17 protein-coding genes are annotated in these 17,919 nt (G+C 73.0%); 5 read left to right on the top strand and 12 right to left on the bottom strand.

The window, feature by feature from the left end; translation table 11 throughout:
* Positions 1-22 precede the first annotated feature (22 nt).
* On the top strand, positions 23-1,054 hold the full coding sequence (locus ACZ470_RS27370) for a lactonase family protein (protein WP_468431383.1): 1,032 nt from the start codon (positions 23-25) through the stop codon (positions 1,052-1,054).
* Positions 1,055-1,134: 80 nt separating this feature from the next.
* Here ACZ470_RS27370 and ACZ470_RS27375 read toward each other — a convergent pair whose 3' ends face one another.
* From ACZ470_RS27375 to ACZ470_RS27395, 5 genes are all read right to left on the bottom strand, one after another.
* Positions 1,135-2,058, bottom strand: a complete 924-nt coding sequence (locus tag ACZ470_RS27375) for a sirohydrochlorin chelatase (protein ID WP_468431384.1) — start codon at positions 2,056-2,058, stop codon at positions 1,135-1,137.
* 84 nt (positions 2,059-2,142) lie between these two features.
* The gene (locus ACZ470_RS27380; protein ID WP_468431386.1) at positions 2,143-3,150 is read right to left on the bottom strand and encodes an N-acetylglucosamine kinase; all 1,008 of its coding nucleotides are present in this window, start codon (positions 3,148-3,150) and stop codon (positions 2,143-2,145) included.
* Positions 3,147-3,824 carry a uracil-DNA glycosylase gene (locus ACZ470_RS27385; RefSeq protein ID WP_468431387.1) on the bottom strand — a complete coding sequence of 226 codons (678 nt, stop codon included), beginning with the start codon at positions 3,822-3,824 and terminating at the stop codon, positions 3,147-3,149. The genes ACZ470_RS27380 and ACZ470_RS27385 overlap by 4 nt, the downstream gene beginning before the upstream one ends.
* Positions 3,825-3,915: 91 nt before the next feature.
* Positions 3,916-5,070: a WD40/YVTN/BNR-like repeat-containing protein gene (locus ACZ470_RS27390; protein WP_468431389.1), complete on the bottom strand. Its 1,155-nt coding sequence runs from the start codon at positions 5,068-5,070 to the stop codon at positions 3,916-3,918.
* An 87-nt stretch (positions 5,071-5,157) separates the two neighbouring features.
* Positions 5,158-6,834, bottom strand: a complete 1,677-nt coding sequence (locus ACZ470_RS27395; RefSeq protein ID WP_468431391.1) for an acyl-CoA dehydrogenase family protein — start codon at positions 6,832-6,834, stop codon at positions 5,158-5,160.
* 72 nt (positions 6,835-6,906) lie between these two features.
* Between ACZ470_RS27395 and ACZ470_RS27400 the strand changes: the two genes are divergently transcribed.
* Complete coding sequence (locus ACZ470_RS27400; RefSeq protein ID WP_468431392.1) at positions 6,907-7,665, top strand: PaaX family transcriptional regulator C-terminal domain-containing protein; 759 nt, start codon at positions 6,907-6,909, stop codon at positions 7,663-7,665.
* A 91-nt stretch (positions 7,666-7,756) separates the two neighbouring features.
* Here ACZ470_RS27400 and ACZ470_RS27405 read toward each other — a convergent pair whose 3' ends face one another.
* Entirely contained in the window at positions 7,757-8,554 is a 798-nt protein-coding gene (locus ACZ470_RS27405; protein WP_468431394.1) for a pectate lyase, read from the bottom strand.
* A gap of 238 nt (positions 8,555-8,792) precedes the next feature.
* Positions 8,793-9,872 carry an NADH:flavin oxidoreductase/NADH oxidase gene (locus tag ACZ470_RS27410; RefSeq protein ID WP_468431396.1) on the bottom strand — a complete coding sequence of 360 codons (1,080 nt, stop codon included), beginning with the start codon at positions 9,870-9,872 and terminating at the stop codon, positions 8,793-8,795.
* Positions 9,873-9,998: 126 nt separating this feature from the next.
* Between ACZ470_RS27410 and ACZ470_RS27415 the strand changes: the two genes are divergently transcribed.
* Complete coding sequence (locus ACZ470_RS27415; protein ID WP_468431398.1) at positions 9,999-10,358, top strand: ArsR/SmtB family transcription factor; 360 nt, start codon at positions 9,999-10,001, stop codon at positions 10,356-10,358.
* 647 nt (positions 10,359-11,005) lie between these two features.
* Here ACZ470_RS27415 and ACZ470_RS27420 read toward each other — a convergent pair.
* Positions 11,006-12,349 carry an FAD-dependent oxidoreductase gene (locus ACZ470_RS27420; protein ID WP_468431400.1) on the bottom strand — a complete coding sequence of 448 codons (1,344 nt, stop codon included), beginning with the start codon at positions 12,347-12,349 and terminating at the stop codon, positions 11,006-11,008.
* Positions 12,350-12,550: 201 nt separating this feature from the next.
* On the opposite strand from ACZ470_RS27420, the gene ACZ470_RS27425 reads away from it, so the two are divergent.
* Positions 12,551-13,012 (top strand): DUF6214 family protein, encoded by a 462-nt coding sequence (locus ACZ470_RS27425; RefSeq protein WP_468431402.1) that lies wholly within the window; start codon positions 12,551-12,553, stop codon positions 13,010-13,012.
* A 49-nt stretch (positions 13,013-13,061) separates the two neighbouring features.
* Here the strand turns inward: ACZ470_RS27425 and ACZ470_RS27430 are convergent, their stop codons facing one another.
* Positions 13,062-13,724, bottom strand: coding sequence for a DUF305 domain-containing protein (locus tag ACZ470_RS27430; RefSeq protein WP_468431403.1), 663 nt, complete (start codon positions 13,722-13,724; stop codon positions 13,062-13,064).
* A gap of 191 nt (positions 13,725-13,915) precedes the next feature.
* Between ACZ470_RS27430 and ACZ470_RS27435 the strand changes: the two genes are divergently transcribed.
* Positions 13,916-15,418 (top strand): LVIVD repeat-containing protein, encoded by a 1,503-nt coding sequence (locus tag ACZ470_RS27435; protein WP_468431405.1) that lies wholly within the window; start codon positions 13,916-13,918, stop codon positions 15,416-15,418.
* On the opposite strand, the gene ACZ470_RS27440 is transcribed toward ACZ470_RS27435, so the two are convergent.
* The 3 genes from ACZ470_RS27440 to ACZ470_RS27450 all read right to left on the bottom strand — a co-directional run bounded on the left by ACZ470_RS27440 (position 15,406) and on the right by ACZ470_RS27450 (position 17,897).
* Positions 15,406-16,080, bottom strand: a complete 675-nt coding sequence (locus ACZ470_RS27440; protein ID WP_468431407.1) for a TetR/AcrR family transcriptional regulator — start codon at positions 16,078-16,080, stop codon at positions 15,406-15,408. The genes ACZ470_RS27435 and ACZ470_RS27440 overlap by 13 nt on opposite strands.
* An 86-nt stretch (positions 16,081-16,166) precedes the next feature.
* Positions 16,167-16,907, bottom strand: coding sequence for a phosphatase PAP2 family protein (locus ACZ470_RS27445; protein ID WP_468431409.1), 741 nt, complete (start codon positions 16,905-16,907; stop codon positions 16,167-16,169).
* A 54-nt stretch (positions 16,908-16,961) separates the two neighbouring features.
* Positions 16,962-17,897 (bottom strand): M56 family metallopeptidase, encoded by a 936-nt coding sequence (locus ACZ470_RS27450; RefSeq protein ID WP_468431410.1) that lies wholly within the window; start codon positions 17,895-17,897, stop codon positions 16,962-16,964.
* Positions 17,898-17,919 lie beyond the last annotated feature (22 nt).

A 17,919-nucleotide genomic window follows, 5' to 3' on the forward strand; every position in this document is an offset into this window, starting at 1 on the left:
CATCGGACGAGAGGGGACAGAGGTGGCGGACGGCAGTCGGCGGGCGTTCATCGGGTCGTTCACGGCGGCCGGAGGCCCGGGCATCGTCACCGCCGCCGTCGAACCGGGCAGCGGCGCCCTGACCGTCCTGGGCACCGCGAACGTCCTGCCCGACCCCTCCTACCTGGCCCTCTCACCCGACCGCCGCACGCTGTACGCGGTCAGCGAGACGGCCGAGGGCGCGGTGGCCGCGTTCCGCGTCACCGGGAACGAGCCGGAACCGGCCGGGCGTGAGGTGCCGGTGGAGGGCAGCGGACCGACGCACCTCAGCCTCTTCGCGGGACACGTCCTCACCGCGAACTACGGCTCGGGCAGTGTCAGCGTCGTTCCCGTCCGTCCGGACGGCACCCTCGCGCGCTCCGTGTCAGGGGTGCTCCGGCACACCGGTTCCGGCCCTCATCCGCAGCGTCAGCAGGGCCCGCACGCCCATCAGGTGCGCCCCGATCCGAGCGGCCGCTGGGTGGTCGCCGTCGACCTCGGCACGGACTCGGTACGGGTCTGCGCGCTGGCCGACGGCGCCCTCTCGCCCCACCGGGAGATCGCGCTGCGTCCCGGGTCCGGCCCGCGGCACCTGGCCTTCCACCCGGACGGTTCGTACGCCTACGTCCTCAACGAGCTCAGCCCCGCCCTCGTCGTCTGCCACTGGGACGCCGCCGAGGGCGCGCTGAGGCCGCTCGCCGAGATCCCGGTCCTGCCCGGCACCCCGGCGGGTGACGCCTATCCGTCCGGGGTGGCCGTCTCGCCCGACGGCCGCTTCGTGTGGACCGCGACCCGCGGTGAGGACGTCCTGACCGTGTTCGCGGTCGCGGGGGAGGGCAAGGAGCTGACCCCGCTCACCACCGTCCCCTGCGGCGGGCACTGGCCCCGCGCGATCACGGAGTCCGACGGTGTCCTGTACGTCGCGAACGAGCGCTCCGGGGACGTGACCTGGTTCGCGCTCGACCCGGACACGGGAGTGCCCCGGCGTGCGGGCGCGATCCCGGTGCCGGCGGCGTCCTGCGTGGTCACCGGCTGACCGGCGCGGTCCGGCCGCGACGAAGGGCCCGCTCCGGAATCCGGAACGGGCCCTTCGCCATCGTGCGGGAACCGGCCGGGTCAGCGGGCCGGGGTGCTCTGCGCCTGCGGCGGGGCGATGCCCAGCGCGGTCGTGTACTTGGCCAGGGCCAGCTTGCCGATCGCCGGGTACGGGCCGAGCGCCTCGGCGGCGGAGCAGTCCGCCTCCTTCGCCGCCTCCTCGAGGAGGCCGGCGTCGATCTCCGGGCCGATCAGATACGGGGCGAGCGCCAGCTGCTGCGAACCGGAGCCCCGCAGCTGCTCCGCCACGGAGGCGATGGAGCCCTCCTGGTCCAGCGCGGCCGCCATCACCGGCACGGCGAGGCGCGCGGCGAGCAGCATGCCGGTGATACCGGCCGCCTGCACGGCCTCGTCACCGCCCACCGAGGCCAGGATGATGCCGTCCGCGGCCGTCGCCACCGTGAACAGACGGGCGCGGTCGGCGCGGGCCAGACCGACCTCGGACAGCCGCACGTGCAGCGCCTCCGCGAGCAGCGGGTGCGGACCCAGCACATCGGTCAGCTCGGCGGCGACACGGCTCTCCATCACGGCCTGGCGGACCTGGCGCAGCAGCGCGCTGTCCGGACCGGCGAGCAGCGGCACGACGACGGCGACGGGACCGTCCGGCTCCTTGACGTCCATGCCGGCGGCGCGGGCCTGCTCGAAGCGGGCGGTGCGCTCCTCGGCCGCGTGCGTGAGGACGGACGGCAGCGAGGGGAACTCCTCGTCGTCCCCGTCGAGGTAGCCGATCCGGGCGTCCAGACCGGGCAGCTCGGAACGGGCGATGCTCACGACCTCTTCGGCGAGCGAGCGGGTGGCACTACTGGGCGTACCCGGCACGGCGAGGACGAGCGCGGGCGCGCCCTCGGGAGCCACCAGGGGTTCGGGACGGCGGTGCCGTCCGGGCTGGCGGGGGCGCGGCATTCGTACTGGCAGGCCGGACGCGGGCCCAGTGGGGGTGCTCATGGTGCCGCATGTTAGTGGTTTCCCCGGCTCCCCTGTTCGGGGAGGGTGCAGGTGAGCGGTATCCGTCCGGTTTTGTCTGATGAGTTACGTACGGACGTCGGCCGCGCGGGTGACGTCCTCACCTGCCGGGCCGGTCACGCACAGCATCTTCTCGTCGCCAGGAAGGGTGAATGATCCGGCGGTGAGGTCGTCCGCGATGCGCACCGCCCCGTGCAGGGGATCCCCCTCGGCCAGGACCCGCCGCGCCCGCGGCAGCCGCCCGGCCAGCTCCTCGTCCAGGGGATCGAGCAGCGCGGCACCCATCTTGAACAGGCCGCCGGTGAGACCGACCACCGGCTCGCCCGCAGCCGGGCACACGGCCACGGCGGAGTCCGCCATGTGCCGGGCCGCGGCCCGCAGGATCTCCACGGCGACGGGCTCGCCGTCGGCCGCGCACTCGCCCACCCGGGGCGCGAAGGAGGCGAGCACGGCCGGCCGGTCGGTCCGCGGATACAGCCGGCCGGGCAGCCCGGCCGCCGGACCGAACATGTCCTCGGCGCCTTCCAGCAGCCGCGCGGAACCGCCCTCCCGTCCGTCGTGCGCCCGCATCGCCGCCTCCAGCCCCGCCCGGCCGATCCAGGCCCCGCCGCCGCAGTCGCCGAGCAGATGCCCCCAGCCGTCCGCCCGGCGCCAGCCGGTCAGATCGGTGCCGACCGCGATCACTCCCGTACCGGCGGCGATCACGGCACCGGGCCGCGGGCCGAGGGCGCCCACGTACGCGGTCACGGCGTCGGCGGCCAACACCACCCGCCGTACGCCCAGTTCACGGCCGAGCGCACCCGGCAGCTCCGCGCGCAGCTCGTCCCCCAGACTGGCCAGCCCGGCCGCGCCGACGACGGCCGCCGTCAGCCGCTCGATCCCGGCCTCCGCGCACAAGGCCCGCGCCATCGGGACCAGTTGCTCCATGAGGTGCCCGGCGTCGAGGCCCCGCGCTCCGGTGCGCACCGGTTCCGCGGAGGCGCCCCGGGCCAGCGGGCCGCGCCCGCCGGCCCCGACGACGACCCGCAGACCGGAGCCCCCGGAGTCCACGGCGAGGAAGCCGGGCCCGGTCACGGCAGGCGCCAGTCCACGGGCTGGCCGCCCTGGCGGATCAGCAGGTCGTTGGCCCGGCTGAACGGGCGGGACCCGAAGAAGCCGCGGTCGGCGGACATCGGCGACGGATGGGCCGACTCCACCGCGGGCAGATCACCGAGCAGTGGACGGCAGTTGCGGGCGTCCCGCCCCCACAGAATGGAGACCAGCGGCTTGCCCCGCCCCGCCAGCGCCCGTATCGCCTGTTCGGTGACCTCCTCCCAGCCCTTGCCGCGATGGGCGGCCGGCTTGCGCGGGGCCGTCGTCAGCGCCCTGTTCAGCAACAGCACTCCCTGCCGGGTCCACGGCGTGAGGTCACCGCTCGACGGCTGGGGCAGGCCCAGGTCGTTGTTCAGCTCCCGGAAGATGTTGATGAGGCTGCCCGGCAGCGGTCGCACCTCGGGCGCGACCGAGAACGACAGTCCCACCGCGTGCCCCGGGGTGGGGTACGGGTCCTGCCCGACGATCAGAACGCGTACCTCGTCGAAGGGCTGCTGGAAGGCCCGCAGGACGTTCGCCCCGGCCGGGAGGTAGGTGCGTCCCGCGGCGATCTCCGCGCGCAGGAAGTCCCCCATTCCGGCGACCCGTTCGGCCACCGGCTCCAGGGCCTTCGCCCAGCCCGCTTCGACGATTTCATTCAAGGGTCGTGGTGCCACGGGCGTCACCCTACTGCCGCGACGGCGGCGGAGATCAACCAGTGGCCAGGACCGGACGGGATCCTCGTACGGTTCGTACGCCTCGTACGGCTCATGCGAGGACCGCGGCGCGCACGCACAGCACGTCCGGCAGATGCGACGCCAACTGCCGCCAGCTGTCGCCGTCGTCGGCCGACGCGTACACCTCGCCGTTGCGGTTGCCGAAGTAGATGCCCGCCGGGTCGGCGCCGTCGTGACACATCGCGTCGCGCAGCACCGTGCCGTAGTGGTCCTCCTGCGGCAGCCCCGCCGTGAGCGGCTCCCAGCTCCCGCCCGCGTCCGCGGTCCGGAAGACCCGGCAGCGCCGGTCCGCCGGCACCCGGTCGGAGTCGGCGTTGATCGGGAACACGTACGCCGTGTCCCCGCGACGGGGGTGGGCCACCACCGCGAAGCCGAAGGTCGACGGGAGGCCCTCGCCGATGTCCGTCCAGCGTCCGCCCGCGTCGTCGCTCCGGTACACCCCCCAGTGGTTCTGGAGATACAGGCGGTCCGGGTCCGCCGCGTCCCGGGCGACCTTGTGCACGCACTGCCCGAACTCCGGGTTCGGGTCCGGCAGGAACACCGCGGACACCCCGGAGTTGGACGGGGCCCAGCTCGCGCCGCCGTCCCGCGTGCGGAACACACCCGCCGTCGAGACGGCCACGGTCACGGCCCGCGGATCGCGCGCGTCGGTCAGCACGGTGTGCAGGCCCTCACCGCCGCCGCCCGGCACCCACTTCGACCGCGTGGGGTGCTCCCACAGCGGGCGGATCAGCTCGAAGGTCTCCCCGCGGTCCTCCGAGCGGTACAGCGCGGCCGGTTCCGTCCCCGCGTAGACCACGTCCGGTTCGGCCGCGGACGGGTGCAGCTGCCAGACCCGCTCCAGCGAAGCCCCGGTGTCCTGGGGGAACTTGACGGCGGGCCGGGCCGGTTCGGTCCAGCTGCGGCCCAGGTCGTCGGAGTGGAACACCGAGGGTCCCCAGTGCGAGCTGTCACCGCCGGCCAGCAGCCGGGGGCTCGTGCCACGGGTGTCGATGGCGAGCGAGTACACGGCCTGCGCGTTGAAGTAGGGACTCTCGTCGAACTCCCAGGCGCCACCTCGCCGGCGCCCGATGAACAGGCCCTTGCGGGTGCCCACGGCGAGCAGTACCTCGGTCATGCCGATCACCTCCGCGACGTCTTCGTCGACGTCATCGTTTCGGACATCGGCCAGTCTGCACCCCACCACTGACAGTCACCTCTGGATCAGTCGGGCCGCAGGTCGGAGCGCGTGTGCACGCGTCCGCGGGATCGCGCGCGGCGGCTCGACGGCCGGTCAGCCGCCGTCCGGCAGCGCGCGGCCGAGGATCGCGTCCAGTCCGGCCGACGCGGGCAGCGTGCCGAAGACGTGCCCCCAGTCGCCGCCCAGCCGCGTCGCGCAGAAGGCGTCGGCGACCGCGGCCGGGGCGTGCCGGACGAGGAGCGAGCCCTGGAGCGTCAGCGCCATCCGCTCCACCAGCCGTCGGGCGCCCGCCTGGGAGCCCTCGGCCAGTTCGTCCTTCAGTCCCGCCACGGCCGCGTCCAGCCGCGCGTCCGCCCCGCGCGTCAGGTCGAGTTCGTCGAAGAGCGCCTGGGCGGTGGCCGTGTCCCGGCCGAGCGCCCGCAGCACGTCGAGCGCGTTGACGTTCCCCGAGCCCTCCCAGATCGACAGCAGCGGGGCCTCGCGGTAGTGGCGGGGCATGCCCGACTCCTCGACGTAGCCGTTGCCACCCAGGCACTCCAGGGCCTCCGCGGTGAAGGCCGGCCCCCGCTTGGTGACCCAGTACTTGCCGACCGCCGTCGCGATCCGGCGGAACGCGGCCTCCCCGGCGTCCCCGCGCACCGCGCGGTCGGCGGCTCCGGCCAGCCGCAGGGTGAGCGTCGTGGCGGCCTCGGACTCCAGCGCCAGATCCGCCAGCACGTTGCGCATCAGCGGCTGGTCCACCAGCCGCGCCCCGAACGCGCTGCGGTGCCGCACGTGGTGGCCGGCCTCGACGAGCGTCCTGCGCATCAGCGCCGCCGACATCATCACGCAGTCCAGCCGGGTGCAGTTGACCATCTCGATGATGGTCTTCACGCCCTGTCCCTCCGGGCCGACCAGCCAGGCGACCGTGCCGTCGAACTCGGGTTCGCAGGAGGCGTTGGAGCGGTTGCCCAGCTTCTCCTTCAGCCGCTGTACGCGGAACGTGTTGCGGGTGCCGTCGGGCAGCACGCGGGGCACCAGGAAGCACGAGAGCCCGCCCGGGGCCTGCGCCAGCACCAGGAACACGTCGCACATCGGCGCCGAGGTGAACCACTTGTGGCCGCGCAGGGTGTACACGCCGGGTTCGGCGGTGGGGGTGGCCGCGGTGGTGTTGGTGCGGACGTCGGAACCGCCCTGCTTCTCGGTCATCCCCATGCCGGCCAGCAGCCCGCGCTTCCCGGCCGGCACCCGCAGGCCCGGCTCGTACTCCCGGCTGGTCAGCAAGGGCTCGTACACCGCGGCCAGCTCCGGCTGCCGGCGCAGCGCGGGCACCGCCGCGTACGTCATGGACGTGGGGCAGCCGTGTCCCGCCTCCGTGTGTCCCCACACCAGCCCCTTCGCCGTGCGGACGACATGGGCGCCGGGACGGTCGTCCGCCCAGGGCGCGGCGGCCAGCCCTTCGGCGACGGCCGTGCGCATCAGGTGGTGCCAGCTCGGATGGAACTCCACCTCGTCGAGGCGGTGCCCGTACCGGTCGTGGGTGCGCAGTTCGGGCTCGTGGCGGTTGGCCAGGTCGCTCCACTCCTGCACCTGCGCGCTGCCGGCCAGCCCGCCGAGCCGGCGCAGCTCCTCCTCGGCCCATCCGGCGCCCTCCCGCCGCAGCCCTTCGAGCAGGGCGGTGTCGTCGGAGGCGTCGTACGGGGTCAGGGGCGGGGGCTGGTTGGTGACGTGGTGGGTGGCGCCGCCCGCGCCGAGATCCTGCCGCCGCTCGTCCGCGAATGTGGTGGTCATGACGCGAGTGTTGCACTATTTCCACAGTCGCAGCAATCATGCAACATGATCGGCGTCGTAGAGTACGGCCCCATGCGGAGGAACGACCCGGCGGCACCGGACGACCCGCGACCGCGCCCCCTGTCCGCGCGGTCGGTCGTGCTCAGTCTGCTGCTCGGTACCCACCCGCCGGAGCTGCCGGCGAGGGAGCTCGGGCGTCTCGTGGAGGGCTTCGGTGTCGGCGGGTCCACGCTCCGCGCGGCGCTCAGCCGGATGGTCGCCGCCGGTGACCTGCGGCGCACGGACGCCGGCTACCGGCTCAGCGACCGGCTGCTCGAGCGTCAGCACCGCCAGGACGAGTCGGTGGAGCCGCGCACGCGCGCGTGGGACGGCGACTGGGAGCTGGTGGTGATCACCGCGACCGGCAGGGGCCCCGCCGAACGCGCGGACCTCCGCACACGGTTGGCCGCCCTCCGGCTCGCGGAACTCCGCGAGGGGGTGTGGCTGCGCCCCGCCAATCTGGAGCGCGGCCTGCCCGCCGCCCTCGACGAGGTGGCCGAGCGCTGCACGGCCCGCCCAGGCAGGCCCGCCCGCGAACTCGCCGCGAGCCTGTGGCCGCTGGAGGCATGGTCGGGCACCGCCCGCGCGCTCCTGGACCACATCGAGCGCGCCGACCGCCCCGCCGACCGGCTCGCGGCGTTCGCCGCCGTCGTACGTCATCTGCTCGCCGACCCCGTACTGCCTCCCGTCCTGCTGCCCGCCGACTGGCCGGGCGACGAGCTGCGCGCGGCGTACGCCGGCTACCGCCGGGAGCTGACGGGGGAGGTCCGTTCACGCGTGGGCGGCGGATGACGGCGGGCAGGCCCGGTGACGCGGCCGGCCGTACGGGGCGCCGCGCTGGACGCCTCGTACGGCCGCTGCCCGTGGGGGGCGCCGGTGAGGACTACCGGTAGGTGATGTCGGACGACGAGTACTTGCAGTACGTGCCGTCGGGGCCCGAGCCGTTGGAGTCCGGCTCGTCGCCGTCGTCGTTGCCGATGTACTTCTGGCAGGGGACGATCTTCTTGCTGGTGTCCCCGATGATCGTGATGTTCCGCAGGGTCGCGCTGTCGCCGTAGTTGGTGTTGATGCCGGCGATCCTGCTGCCCTTCCAGGTCACCTCGATGGTGTTGAGGTTGATCGTCCGCTTGTACTGCGTGGAGCAGTTGCCGCAGGAGCGGACGAAGGTGCCGAAGTTCTTGACCGCGAAGTTCGACACGTTCAGTGTTCCGGCCCCGTTGAACTGGAACACCTTGTCGCTGGCTTCCTTGGCGCCGCCGCCGCTGACGGTGTACACCGACCCCGACGACTTGCCCTTGAACGTGGCGGCGTCCTCGCCGACGTCCTCCCACCAGACGTTCTGGAGTGTGCAGGAGCCCTTGCAGTGGATGCCGTCGGCCGCCGGGGCGCCCAGGATGACGTTCTTCAGGACCGCGCCGTCCGCGAGTTCCAGGATCGGGCCCTGGTCCTCGTCCTGGCCGCCGGAGCCAAGGTCACCGGTGCCGTACAGGCGCTTCATCCCGTAGTCCTTGGTGCCGGACACGGAGATGGTGGAGGAGACGCCCTGGCTGCCGTTCGGGGTCGGCCAGGTGGCGGCGTTCGCCGGGGATGCGCCGGTGGTCATGACCATGCCAACCGAGAGTCCCAGGGTGGCGAGTGCGCCCGTCAGTGCGCGGGTGCGTGGTCGTTTCGCGGAAGTCATGTCGTTCCTTCTGTCGTGGTGTGGGGGTGCGATCCATGTACATGAACGACGTTCGTGGTGGTGTGCGGCGTGACCGATCGATTGACGCGACGGGTCACGCTGCTGAACGGGAAACGTAGAGGGTAAGCGCTTTCTAGTCAACGCTCCGCGAGGATCACATTCGGCCAGGAACGGAGGACGCCGGTGACCCCGGGGCCGATGCGGCACCCCGGGGTCACCGGCGAGGTGACGGACGCGATCAGACGGAGCGGTGGTACTGGTCGGGTACGTGAACCTCGCCGCCCAGTTCGCGGGCCGCGTGGCGGGCCCACGAGGGGTTGCGGAGCAGCTCGCGGCCGAGGAGCACCGCGTCCGCCTCGCCGTTGGCGAGGATCTTCTCGGCCTGCTCGGCATCGGTGATCAGCCCCACGGCGGCGACCGGCATCGGCGTCTCGTTGCGCACCCGCGCGGCGAAGGGGACCTGGTATCCGGGCCCGGTCGGGATGTGGACGCCGGAGGCGTTGCCGCCGGTGGAGACGTCGAGCAGGTCGATGCCGTGGGTGTGCAGCTCGGAGGCGAAGCGCACGGTGTCGTCCGCGGTCCAGCCCGACTCGTCCAGCCACTCGGTGGCCGAAACGCGGAAGAACAGCGGCTTGTCGTCCGGCCATTCCTCGCGCACGGCGTCGACCACCTCCAGCGCGAAACGCGTCCGGTTCTCGTACGAGCCGCCGTAGGCGTCGGTGCGGTGGTTGGAGTGCGGGGAGAGGAACTCGTTGATCAGATAGCCGTGGGCCCCGTGGATCTCGGCGATCTCGAACCCGGCGGCGAGGGCCCGGCGCGCGGCGGTGCGGAACTGCTCCACGATCTCCTGGATCTGTTCGACCGTGAGCTGGTCCGGCACCGGGTGGCGCTCGTCGAAGGCGAGCGGGCTCGGAGCCACCGGCTGCCAGCCGTGCCCGTCCGGTCCGACCGGCGCGCCGCCCAGCCAGGGCCGCTCGGTCGACGCCTTGCGTCCGGCGTGCGCGAGCTGGATGGCCGGGACGGTGCCCTGGGTGGTGAGGAAGCGGGTGATCCGGCGGAACGCCTCCACCTGGGTGTCGTTCCAGATGCCGAGGTCGTACGGCGAGATGCGGCCCTCCGGTGACACGGCGGTGGCCTCGACGACGATCAGGCCGGTGCCGCCGGCCGCGCGAGCCGCGTAGTGCGCGAAGTGCCAGTCGTTGGGCGCGCCTGCCTCGGGTCCCTCGGGCGCGGCGGAGTACTGGCACATCGGCGGCATCCACACCCGGTTGGGGATGGTCGCTCCGCGCAGGGTGAAGGGCTCGAACAGCGTGCTCACGGTGGACTCCATTCGGCTGGGGTGCCAGGGGTGGGTGCGCTCGTACGATAGGCATCGTAGTACGGGGGATGTCAAACTACGATGGTTCTCGTACAATGAGCCTTCCCGGACCCACCTGGAGCCGCCGTGACGACCGCCGCCCCCGCCACCAGCAGCCGCGACCTGCCGCATCCGGCGCGTGAGGAGATCCGGCTGGAGGGCGTGCTGCACGCGCTCTCCGACCCCGTGCGGATGCGGATCGTCCGCGAGCTCGCCGCGGAGGGTGTCGAGCTGTCCTGCTCGCACTTCGACCTGCCGGTCACCAAGTCCACCACCACGCACCACTTCCGGGTGCTGCGGGAGAGCGGCGTGATCCGCCAGATCTACGAGGGCACGGCCAAGATGAACGGCCTGCGCCGGGACGATCTGGACGACCTCTTCCCGGGGCTCCTCGACTGCCTCCTCACCGCCGCCGCCCACCAGTCCACCCGCCAGGACGCGGGCTGACCGGGACGAGGGCCCCGGGCTCGCGCGCCCCGCGCGCCCGGCTCGAGGAATTCGAGCCGGTCACTCGCCGGTGAGGCGCCGCCCGTTGGCTCGCGGGCGTCCCCCTGGGTACGCGGCAGCCCGTCGGCTCATGGCGTCATGGGCCGGTGCCGTTCGCGTTGCCGGAGGCCGCCTGGGGACGCCGGCGGCGCACGTCGGGTTCGTGGGCTCGGCTCCGGGGACGCGTCCGCCGGTTTCCTCGGAGACCGGGATCCGGTGAGGCGGCGCCGGCGCGGATGCGGCGGCCGCCTGTCCGTCCGGCGGGGACCGCTTTCCGGCAGCGATCCCGCCCCAGAGGGTGTCTCGTCGATCGGGCCGGCTCGGCGAACGGCGTCCGGTGCCGTGCGTCGCCGGGCGGAGGAGGGAGTCGACGCGATGGGGGGCTCCCTCCCCGCGCATGGGGGAGCAGCCGGGCGTGAGGGAACCGGGGTGTGACGACAACGCGGCGAGGCGTGGTGCCCCGCGGGACCCCCTTCAGGGCCCGGGGTCCCGCGGGCCGGCGGTCGTCGGTACGGCCCGGGGCCGCTGTCGCAGGGCCGTCCGGGCGTGGGCCGCGTTCCGGTGGCCTCGCCGGAGTCGGGTCCTGCGGACCGGGACCGTCCGTACGGTCACGGGCCGGCCATGCGGGCGGCCGTCAGGAGGGCGTCCCAGTCGGGGAGTTTGACCGTGGTCCGGCCGAGGGAGGCGCCCAGCTCCGCCTCGGCGCGTTCGATCGCCTGCCAGCCGGTCCATTCGACGGGTTCGACGCCCTCGGCCCGCAGCGCCGCCCGTGGGTCGCCGGGCAGCTCGCGGTCCACGAGGAAGGGCGCGTCCTGCAACAGGGACGTCACCGTCTCCTTCGCGCAGGGCCGGTTCGTGCCGATGACCCCCGTCGGGCCCCGCTTGATCCAGCCCGCCACGTACTCGCCCGGAGCCACCGCGCCCTCCCGCAGCACCCGCCCGGCCTGATGCGGCACCGTGCCGCCGACCGCGTCGAACGGCACCCCCTCGAGCGGCACCCCGCGATAGCCCACCGAACGCAGCACCAACTGCGCCTCGATGTCCTCGTACCGGCCCGTGCCCACGACGCCGCCGTGTCCGTCCGGCACCGTCCGCTCGAAGCGCACCGCGCCCACCCTGCCCTCCCGGGCCATGACCTCGACCGGGCGGAGGAAGAAGCGCAGACGGATCAGACGCCGGGCCTCCGGCACCGGAGCCCCGGCCCAGCCGCGCAGCACCTCCACGTTGCGGCGCTGCGGGGCGGGCAGCGCCGACGGGTCCGTGTACGCCGGGTCCTGCGCGGCCTCGGCGGGGTCCACGGCGAGGCCGGTGTCCGGCAGCGTCCCCAGTTCGCGCAGCTCCTTGGTGGTGAAGCGGGCCTGGGAGGGGCCGCGCCGGCCCACCATCTGGATCCGCGTCACCTCGCTGGCCGCGAGTGCGGTCAGGGCCGCCTGCGGCATGTCGGTCGGGCCCAGCTCCGCCGCCCCACGGGCCAGCATCCGGGTGACGTCCACCGCGACGTTCCCCACCCCGATCACCACCGCCGACCGCACACCGCGCAGGAAGCCGTCGTCGACGGCGTCCGGATGCGCGCTGTACCAGGACACGAACTCCGTCGCCGACCAGCTGCCCGGCAGCTCCTCGCCGGGGATCCCCAGCCGCCGGTCGGTGGCGGCGCCGACGCAGTACACCACCGCGTGGTACAGCTCCCGCAGCCGCGCCACCGACACCCCGCCCGGCCCGACCGGCACCCCGCCGAGGAAGCGGACGCGCTCGTGCTCCAGGACCGTGCGGAGGTTGTTCTGCAAGGACTTGATCTTCTCGTGGTCCGGTGCCACCCCGTAGCGGACCAGACCGTACGGGCACGGCAGCCGGTCCAGGACGTCGACGCGCACCTGGGCGTCGAGCTGGACGAGGCTCTGGGCGGTGTAGCACCCACTCGGACCCGAACCGATGACGGCGACACGCAGCACGGCGGAACTCCTCACCCCGGGGGTTCGACAGGAGATCGCTGATGTCTTCCAGCATGGCACTGTCCCCGCTCCGCTGACAGGGTGCCGTCCGTCGCCCGGGGTGCGTGTTCTACGGGGGGAAACTGATCACACGGTTACGTTGCATGTGTGCTTGAGGCATCTTTTCTTCAGCTTTCCGATCGCTCTCCGGCGGAGGGTGCGGTGTCCGTGTGGCCCGCGTGGGAGGTGCGGGAGGGGGAGCGGGCGACGCGGTGGCTCCATGTGCGGCTGGCCTTCGGCGACGGGGCCCGGATCGACGCGCTGGCGACCGTGTGCGAGGGGTGGGTCTGCGTCGAGGACGTACGGGCCCGGCCCGCGCTGGCGCTGGAGGATCTGGCCCTGTTCGCCGACTGGATCGAGGGGCCGCTGGCCCGGGCCTGCGGCGCCGAGACCGAGCCGGACCCCGGGGACGGTGCCGGCGCGCACCGGGAGGGGTCCGCCCCGCGGACGGGGCCGGACGAGCGGGGTCTCGCGGCACGGGCGTACCGCGCCGCGCAGGAGCGGGGAGCCGATCCGGTCCTCGCCGTGATGGACGAGACCGGGTACAGCCGGCGCGGGGCGCTCAGGCTCATCGGCCGGACGCGCGACGCGGGTCTGCTGCCCTCGCGGCACGCCCGGCGCTGAGCGGAGCCGTCGTCCTCGCCGCACGCCCCGGTCGCGGGCCGGCGAGGCGTCACATGAGGTCGCGCATCCGGCTGATCTCGCTCGTCTGCTGGGCCACCACGTCGTCCGCCATCTCCTCCATGCGGATGTTGTTGCCCTGCCCCTTCAGTTCGGTGGACATGGTGATCGCGCCCTGGTGGTGCGTGATCATCAGCGTGAGGAAGAGCTGGTCGAACGCCTTGCCGTCGGCCGCGCTCAGCTGCTTCAGCTGGGCCTGCGTGGCCATTCCGGGCATCGTGGCGTGGTCGTGCCCGTGCCCGTCGTCCCGCTCCGCCTTGTCATGGCTCTTCAGCCAGGCCTTCATGGCCTTGATCTCCGGCTGCTGCGCGGCGGCGATGCGCTCGGCCAGCTTGACGATCTTCGACGACTCGGCGCGGTCCGGCACCAGGTCGGTCATTTCGAGGGCCTGCGCGTGGTGCTCGATCATCATCCGCGCGTACGAGACGTCCGCGGAGTTGGGGGAGTCGTCCTCCACGCGCTGCCGCTCGGCCTCCTCGGCCGACAGGGTCCGGTTCGCCTCCCCGGGCTCGCCCGGCGCGATGACCGAAGGCCCGCTGCCCGCGGCCGACTTGGTGTCGTCCGTGTCCGAGTCGCAGCCCACGAGCCCGAGTACGGCCAGAGCGGTCAGCCCGGCCGCGACGACGGACACACGTGACGCACGGCGGTAGTGCACAAGAACCTCCTGTGGCAGGGGGGTTGCGAGACACCTCGTGAGTGTCGACGACCGTCCTAGCACGCTTCCGCGCGTCAGTGATCAAAAAACTTCATTGCAAGTGTGTTGCCCCCTGTTGGTATGTGCATGTCGAAGACGATACTGCCGGTGCGAAAACCGTTCCGACGTGAACGGAACCAGGGAGGAAAACAGTGATCCTGTTGAGTGTTTCCCGAACCCGGCGCAGACGTCTGGGAGTTGCCGCCGCAGCCGGCGGGCTGCTGGCCGCGCTCCTCACCGCCGCCCCGGCGGCGGCGATCCCCGACCCCGGGGACTCGCCCGCCGCCGGGAAGGAGGTCTCACGCAGCGACCAGGCCGAGGCCCGCGAGGCCATCGAGAGCGGTGAGATACCCGGCCAGGACGAGATCGTCCACTCCGACAACATCCGGCACGTGGCCAACATCCCCAAGGACGCGCTGCCCGGCACCAATTCGGACCTGGCCTTCCAGGGCCGGTACGCCTTCGCCGGCAACTACGACGGCTTCCGCATCTTCGACATCAGCGACCCGAAGGCGCCGAAGACGGTGGCGCAGGTGCTGTGCCCCGGCTCGCAGAACGACATCTCCGTCTCCGGCGACCTGCTGTTCCTGTCCACCGACTCCTCGCGCAGCGACAGCAGTTGCAACAGCACCACGCAGCCGGCGACCGAGAAGTCCTCGTGGGAGGGCATGAAGGTCTTCGACATCAGCGACAAGCGCAACCCGCGCTACGTCGCCGCCGTCGAGACCGCCTGCGGCTCGCACACCCACACGCTGGTGCCCGAGGGCAAGAACGTCTACGTCTACGTCTCGTCGTACTCGCCGAACGCGGCCTACCCCGACTGCCAGCCGCCGCACGACGGCATCTCGGTGATCAAGGTGCCGCGCAAGGCCCCGCACAAGGCGGCGCTGGTCGGCTTCCCGGTGCTGTTCCCGGGTGAGGGACCGGACGGCGGCGGCAACCCCGGCGGGCCCACCAACCCGGGCGTCTCCAAGACCACCGGCTGCCACGACATCACCGTGCTGCCGTCGAAGGACCTGGCCGCCGGTGCCTGCATGGGCGACGGCATCCTGTTCTCCATCAAGGACCCCGAGCGGCCCAAGGTGATCGACCGGGTGCAGGACAACGTCAACTTCGCGTTCTGGCACTCGGCGACCTTCAACCAGAAGGCGAACAAGGTCGTCTTCACCGACGAGCTGGGCGGCGGTGGCGGCGCCACCTGCAACGCGGAGATCGGCCCGAACCGCGGCGCGGACGGCATCTACGACATCGTCGGCAAGGGCGACCGGCAGAAGCTGGTCTTCCGCAGCTACTTCAAGATCCCCCGCCACCAGGCGGACACCGAGAACTGCGTCGCGCACAACGGCTCGCTGATCCCGGTCAAGGGCAAGGACCTGATGGTCCAGGCCTGGTACCAGGGCGGCGTCTCCGTCTGGGACTTCACCGACTCCTCGAAGCCGAAGGAGATCGCCTACTTCGAGCGCGGTCCGCTGTCCACGGAGCAGCTCGTCACCGGCGGCTCGTGGTCGGCGTACTACTACAACGGCTACATCTACTCGAACGACATGGCCAAGGGCTTCGACGTCCTGAAGATCGACGACCGGCGCACGGACCCGGCCCGCTGGGTCCACCTGAGTGAGCTCAACGTGCAGACCCAGCCGGACTACTTCGACTGAGTCCCCGGCCCGGGCTCGGTCGAGAAGAACCGGCCCAGGTCCGCTCCACACGTCCCGCCGGATGCCTCGGTGTCCGGCGGGACACCCATCTCCCAGTCGAGCCGGTAGCGCTTGAACAGTTCCGCGCGCAGCGCCGGGATCGGCATCGGGGCGCCCGGCATCAGGGCCGCGTACACGGCGCCCATCAGCAGGGCGCGCAGCATCGGATAGTCCGCCTCGACGTCGCACGAGCCGTGCCGGGCGACGGTGTCGCCGAGCAGCTCGGCCAGGCGCCGCTGCTCCGGGCAGGGCACGAAACCCTCCGCCTGAAGCAGTCCGGCCATGTGCTGGCGCATCAGTACCGGCCGGTCCCGTGCCAGGCCCAGGATCGCGTCGATGGCCCGCGCCATCCGCTCCCGGCCGTCCTCGGTGCGCGGCTCGCGCTCCAGCGCCTCCTCCAGGGTGCGGTGCATCAGCCGGTGCACGGCCGACTGCACGAGCTGGCGCTTCCCCGGGAAGTAGTACGAGACCAGGCCCCGCGCGGAGCCCGCCCGGTCGGCGATGTCGCCGAGCGTCGTCGCCTCGTATCCGTGCTCGCCGACCAACTCCACGGCGGCGTGCAGAAGCCGCTCCTTCGAACGCCTCCGCAACTCTTCATTGACCAGGGCGCTGCGCGGGGACATGCTGGACTCCTGCGTTGACTGGCTGCCAGCCAACTATACTCAGCGCATCCGGTGAGGCCCCTGCGCGGGCCTCTTCCGGCTGCCGTTCACCTCGGGCGACGCGGGGGATCGTCCGAGGTGAACGGTCCTTCGGCCGGAGTGTGAGCGGCTTCGGAGAGCGGATACCGCCGCTGGTGGATGCCCACCGCCGCGGCCACCACCAAGGCGCCGATCAGCCAGCCGCCGAGGACGTCCGTGGGCCAGTGGACGCCGAGCCAGACACGGGTGAGGCCGACCCCGGTCACCGAGACGACCGCCACGGCCAGCGCCGTGCGCCACAGGACGCGGCCCACTCCGTGACGGTGCAGCAGCCACAGCAGCAGGCCGCAGACGACCGTCGCGGTCATCGCGTGCCCCGACGGGAACGCCGCGTAGTGCGCGGAGTCCACCGGGTCGGGCCACACCGGGCGGGCCCGGTCGAGGGCGGCCTTCAGCCCCTGTTGGACGGCCGTTCCGACGGCGACCGTCAGCACCAGCCAGACCGCCGACCAGCGGGCGGCGTACCGCCAGACGAGCAGCCCGGCCGCCACACCGCACAGCACCCGCATCGTCCACGGGTCCCAGACCCAGTCCGTCAGGATGCGGGACGTCTGCGTCAGCCCCGGTTCGTCGACCGCCCAGCGGTGGGTGGTGCGGGCGATGTCGCCGTCGAGGTCGAACAGCGGACGCCACTCGACGGCGACCAGCGCCAGCAGCAGCGCCGAGCACAGCGCCAGCACTCCGGTGGAGAGGGTGGCGGGTCGGTGCTCCGGGGGCCTGGGCGGGGATTCGGCGTGGGAGGTGCGCATGAGCCGATCCTCGCCGATCACCGGCCCCCGCGGCCAGCTTCGTGCCCCCGCGGGCTACCCGAGCGCCCGCAGCCCCGGTACGAAGGCGACCAGGACCGGGATCACCGGGACCAGTGAGGCCACGGCTGTCAGGCGCAGCCGGCGTGCCGCGGTGAGGCGGTCCGGGGGTGTCAGGAGGCGGCGGACGCGGGCCGGGACGTGGGCCTGGGGGGTCGGGCAGGGGCCGAACACCCCGCGGTGTTCGTTGAGTTCCACCAGCGCGAGGGCCGTGGTCAGCCGGCCGAAGCGGCGGGACGCCATGTCGTCGGCGGCGAGTTCGACCAGCCGGTGCATCTCGTCGCGGAACGCCGCGAACACCGGCACCTGCGGAAACCCGTCCGCGAGCGCGGACGAGCAGTGCAGCAGCCAGTCGTGCCGGGCCCGCGCGTGCCCCCGCTCGTGGGCGAGGACGGCGTCCAGTTGCCGGCCCTTCAGCCGACGCAACGCGGCCGTGGTGACGACCAGTTGGGGCGGGGTGCCCGGCAGCCACCAGGCCTCGGGCCGCTCGCCCTCCAGGACCACGAGCCGGTCGGCGCCCGGCTCCTCCCCGGGCAGCAGCGGGGCCCGTACCAGCAGTTCGGCCCGGCGCGCCCGGCGCCGGGCGCGGGCCCGTGCGACCTCCCGGACGAGCATCGCCGCGCTCCACAGACCGCCGCACGCCAGCGCCACCGCGGTGGTCGCCGCCCACAGTCCCGCCGTGCCGAGCGCGTACGCCTCCACGACCGCCCGGGGCGCCGTGGCGAACACATGGCCGCCCACCGCCCGCCAGGCCGCCGCCGCGCTGAACGTCATCGACAGCGCGCAGCACAGCAGCACCGCCGCGATCACGCACTGCCAGGCCCACAGCGCCACCACCGGTTCACGGTCCGGCCAGTCGGCCCGGGCGAGCAGCCGGGGACCCAGGACGGCGGTCAGGACGCCGAGCATCAGCAGGACCGCGGGGAGGATCATGTGTGCAGCCTATGAGCGCGGG

The organism is Streptomyces sp. NPDC031111, assembly GCF_055570675.1.

Bases quoted from the DNA above. Each gene is read 5' to 3' on its own strand.
- ACZ470_RS27375 (WP_468431384.1), bottom strand. From the start codon at position 2,058: ATGAGCACCCCCACTGGGCCCGCGTCCGGCCTGCCAGTACGAATGCCG.
- ACZ470_RS27395 (WP_468431391.1), bottom strand. From the start codon at position 6,834: ATGACCACCACATTCGCGGACGAGCGGCGGCAGGATCTCGGCGCGGGC.
- ACZ470_RS27400 (WP_468431392.1), top strand. From the start codon at position 6,907: ATGCGGAGGAACGACCCGGCGGCACCGGACGACCCGCGACCGCGCCCC.
- ACZ470_RS27405 (WP_468431394.1), bottom strand. From the start codon at position 8,554: ATGACTTCCGCGAAACGACCACGCACCCGCGCACTGACGGGCGCACTC.
- ACZ470_RS27440 (WP_468431407.1), bottom strand. From the start codon at position 16,080: ATGTCCCCGCGCAGCGCCCTGGTCAATGAAGAGTTGCGGAGGCGTTCG.
- ACZ470_RS27445 (WP_468431409.1), bottom strand. From the start codon at position 16,907: ATGCGCACCTCCCACGCCGAATCCCCGCCCAGGCCCCCGGAGCACCGA.
- ACZ470_RS27450 (WP_468431410.1), bottom strand. From the start codon at position 17,897: ATGATCCTCCCCGCGGTCCTGCTGATGCTCGGCGTCCTGACCGCCGTC.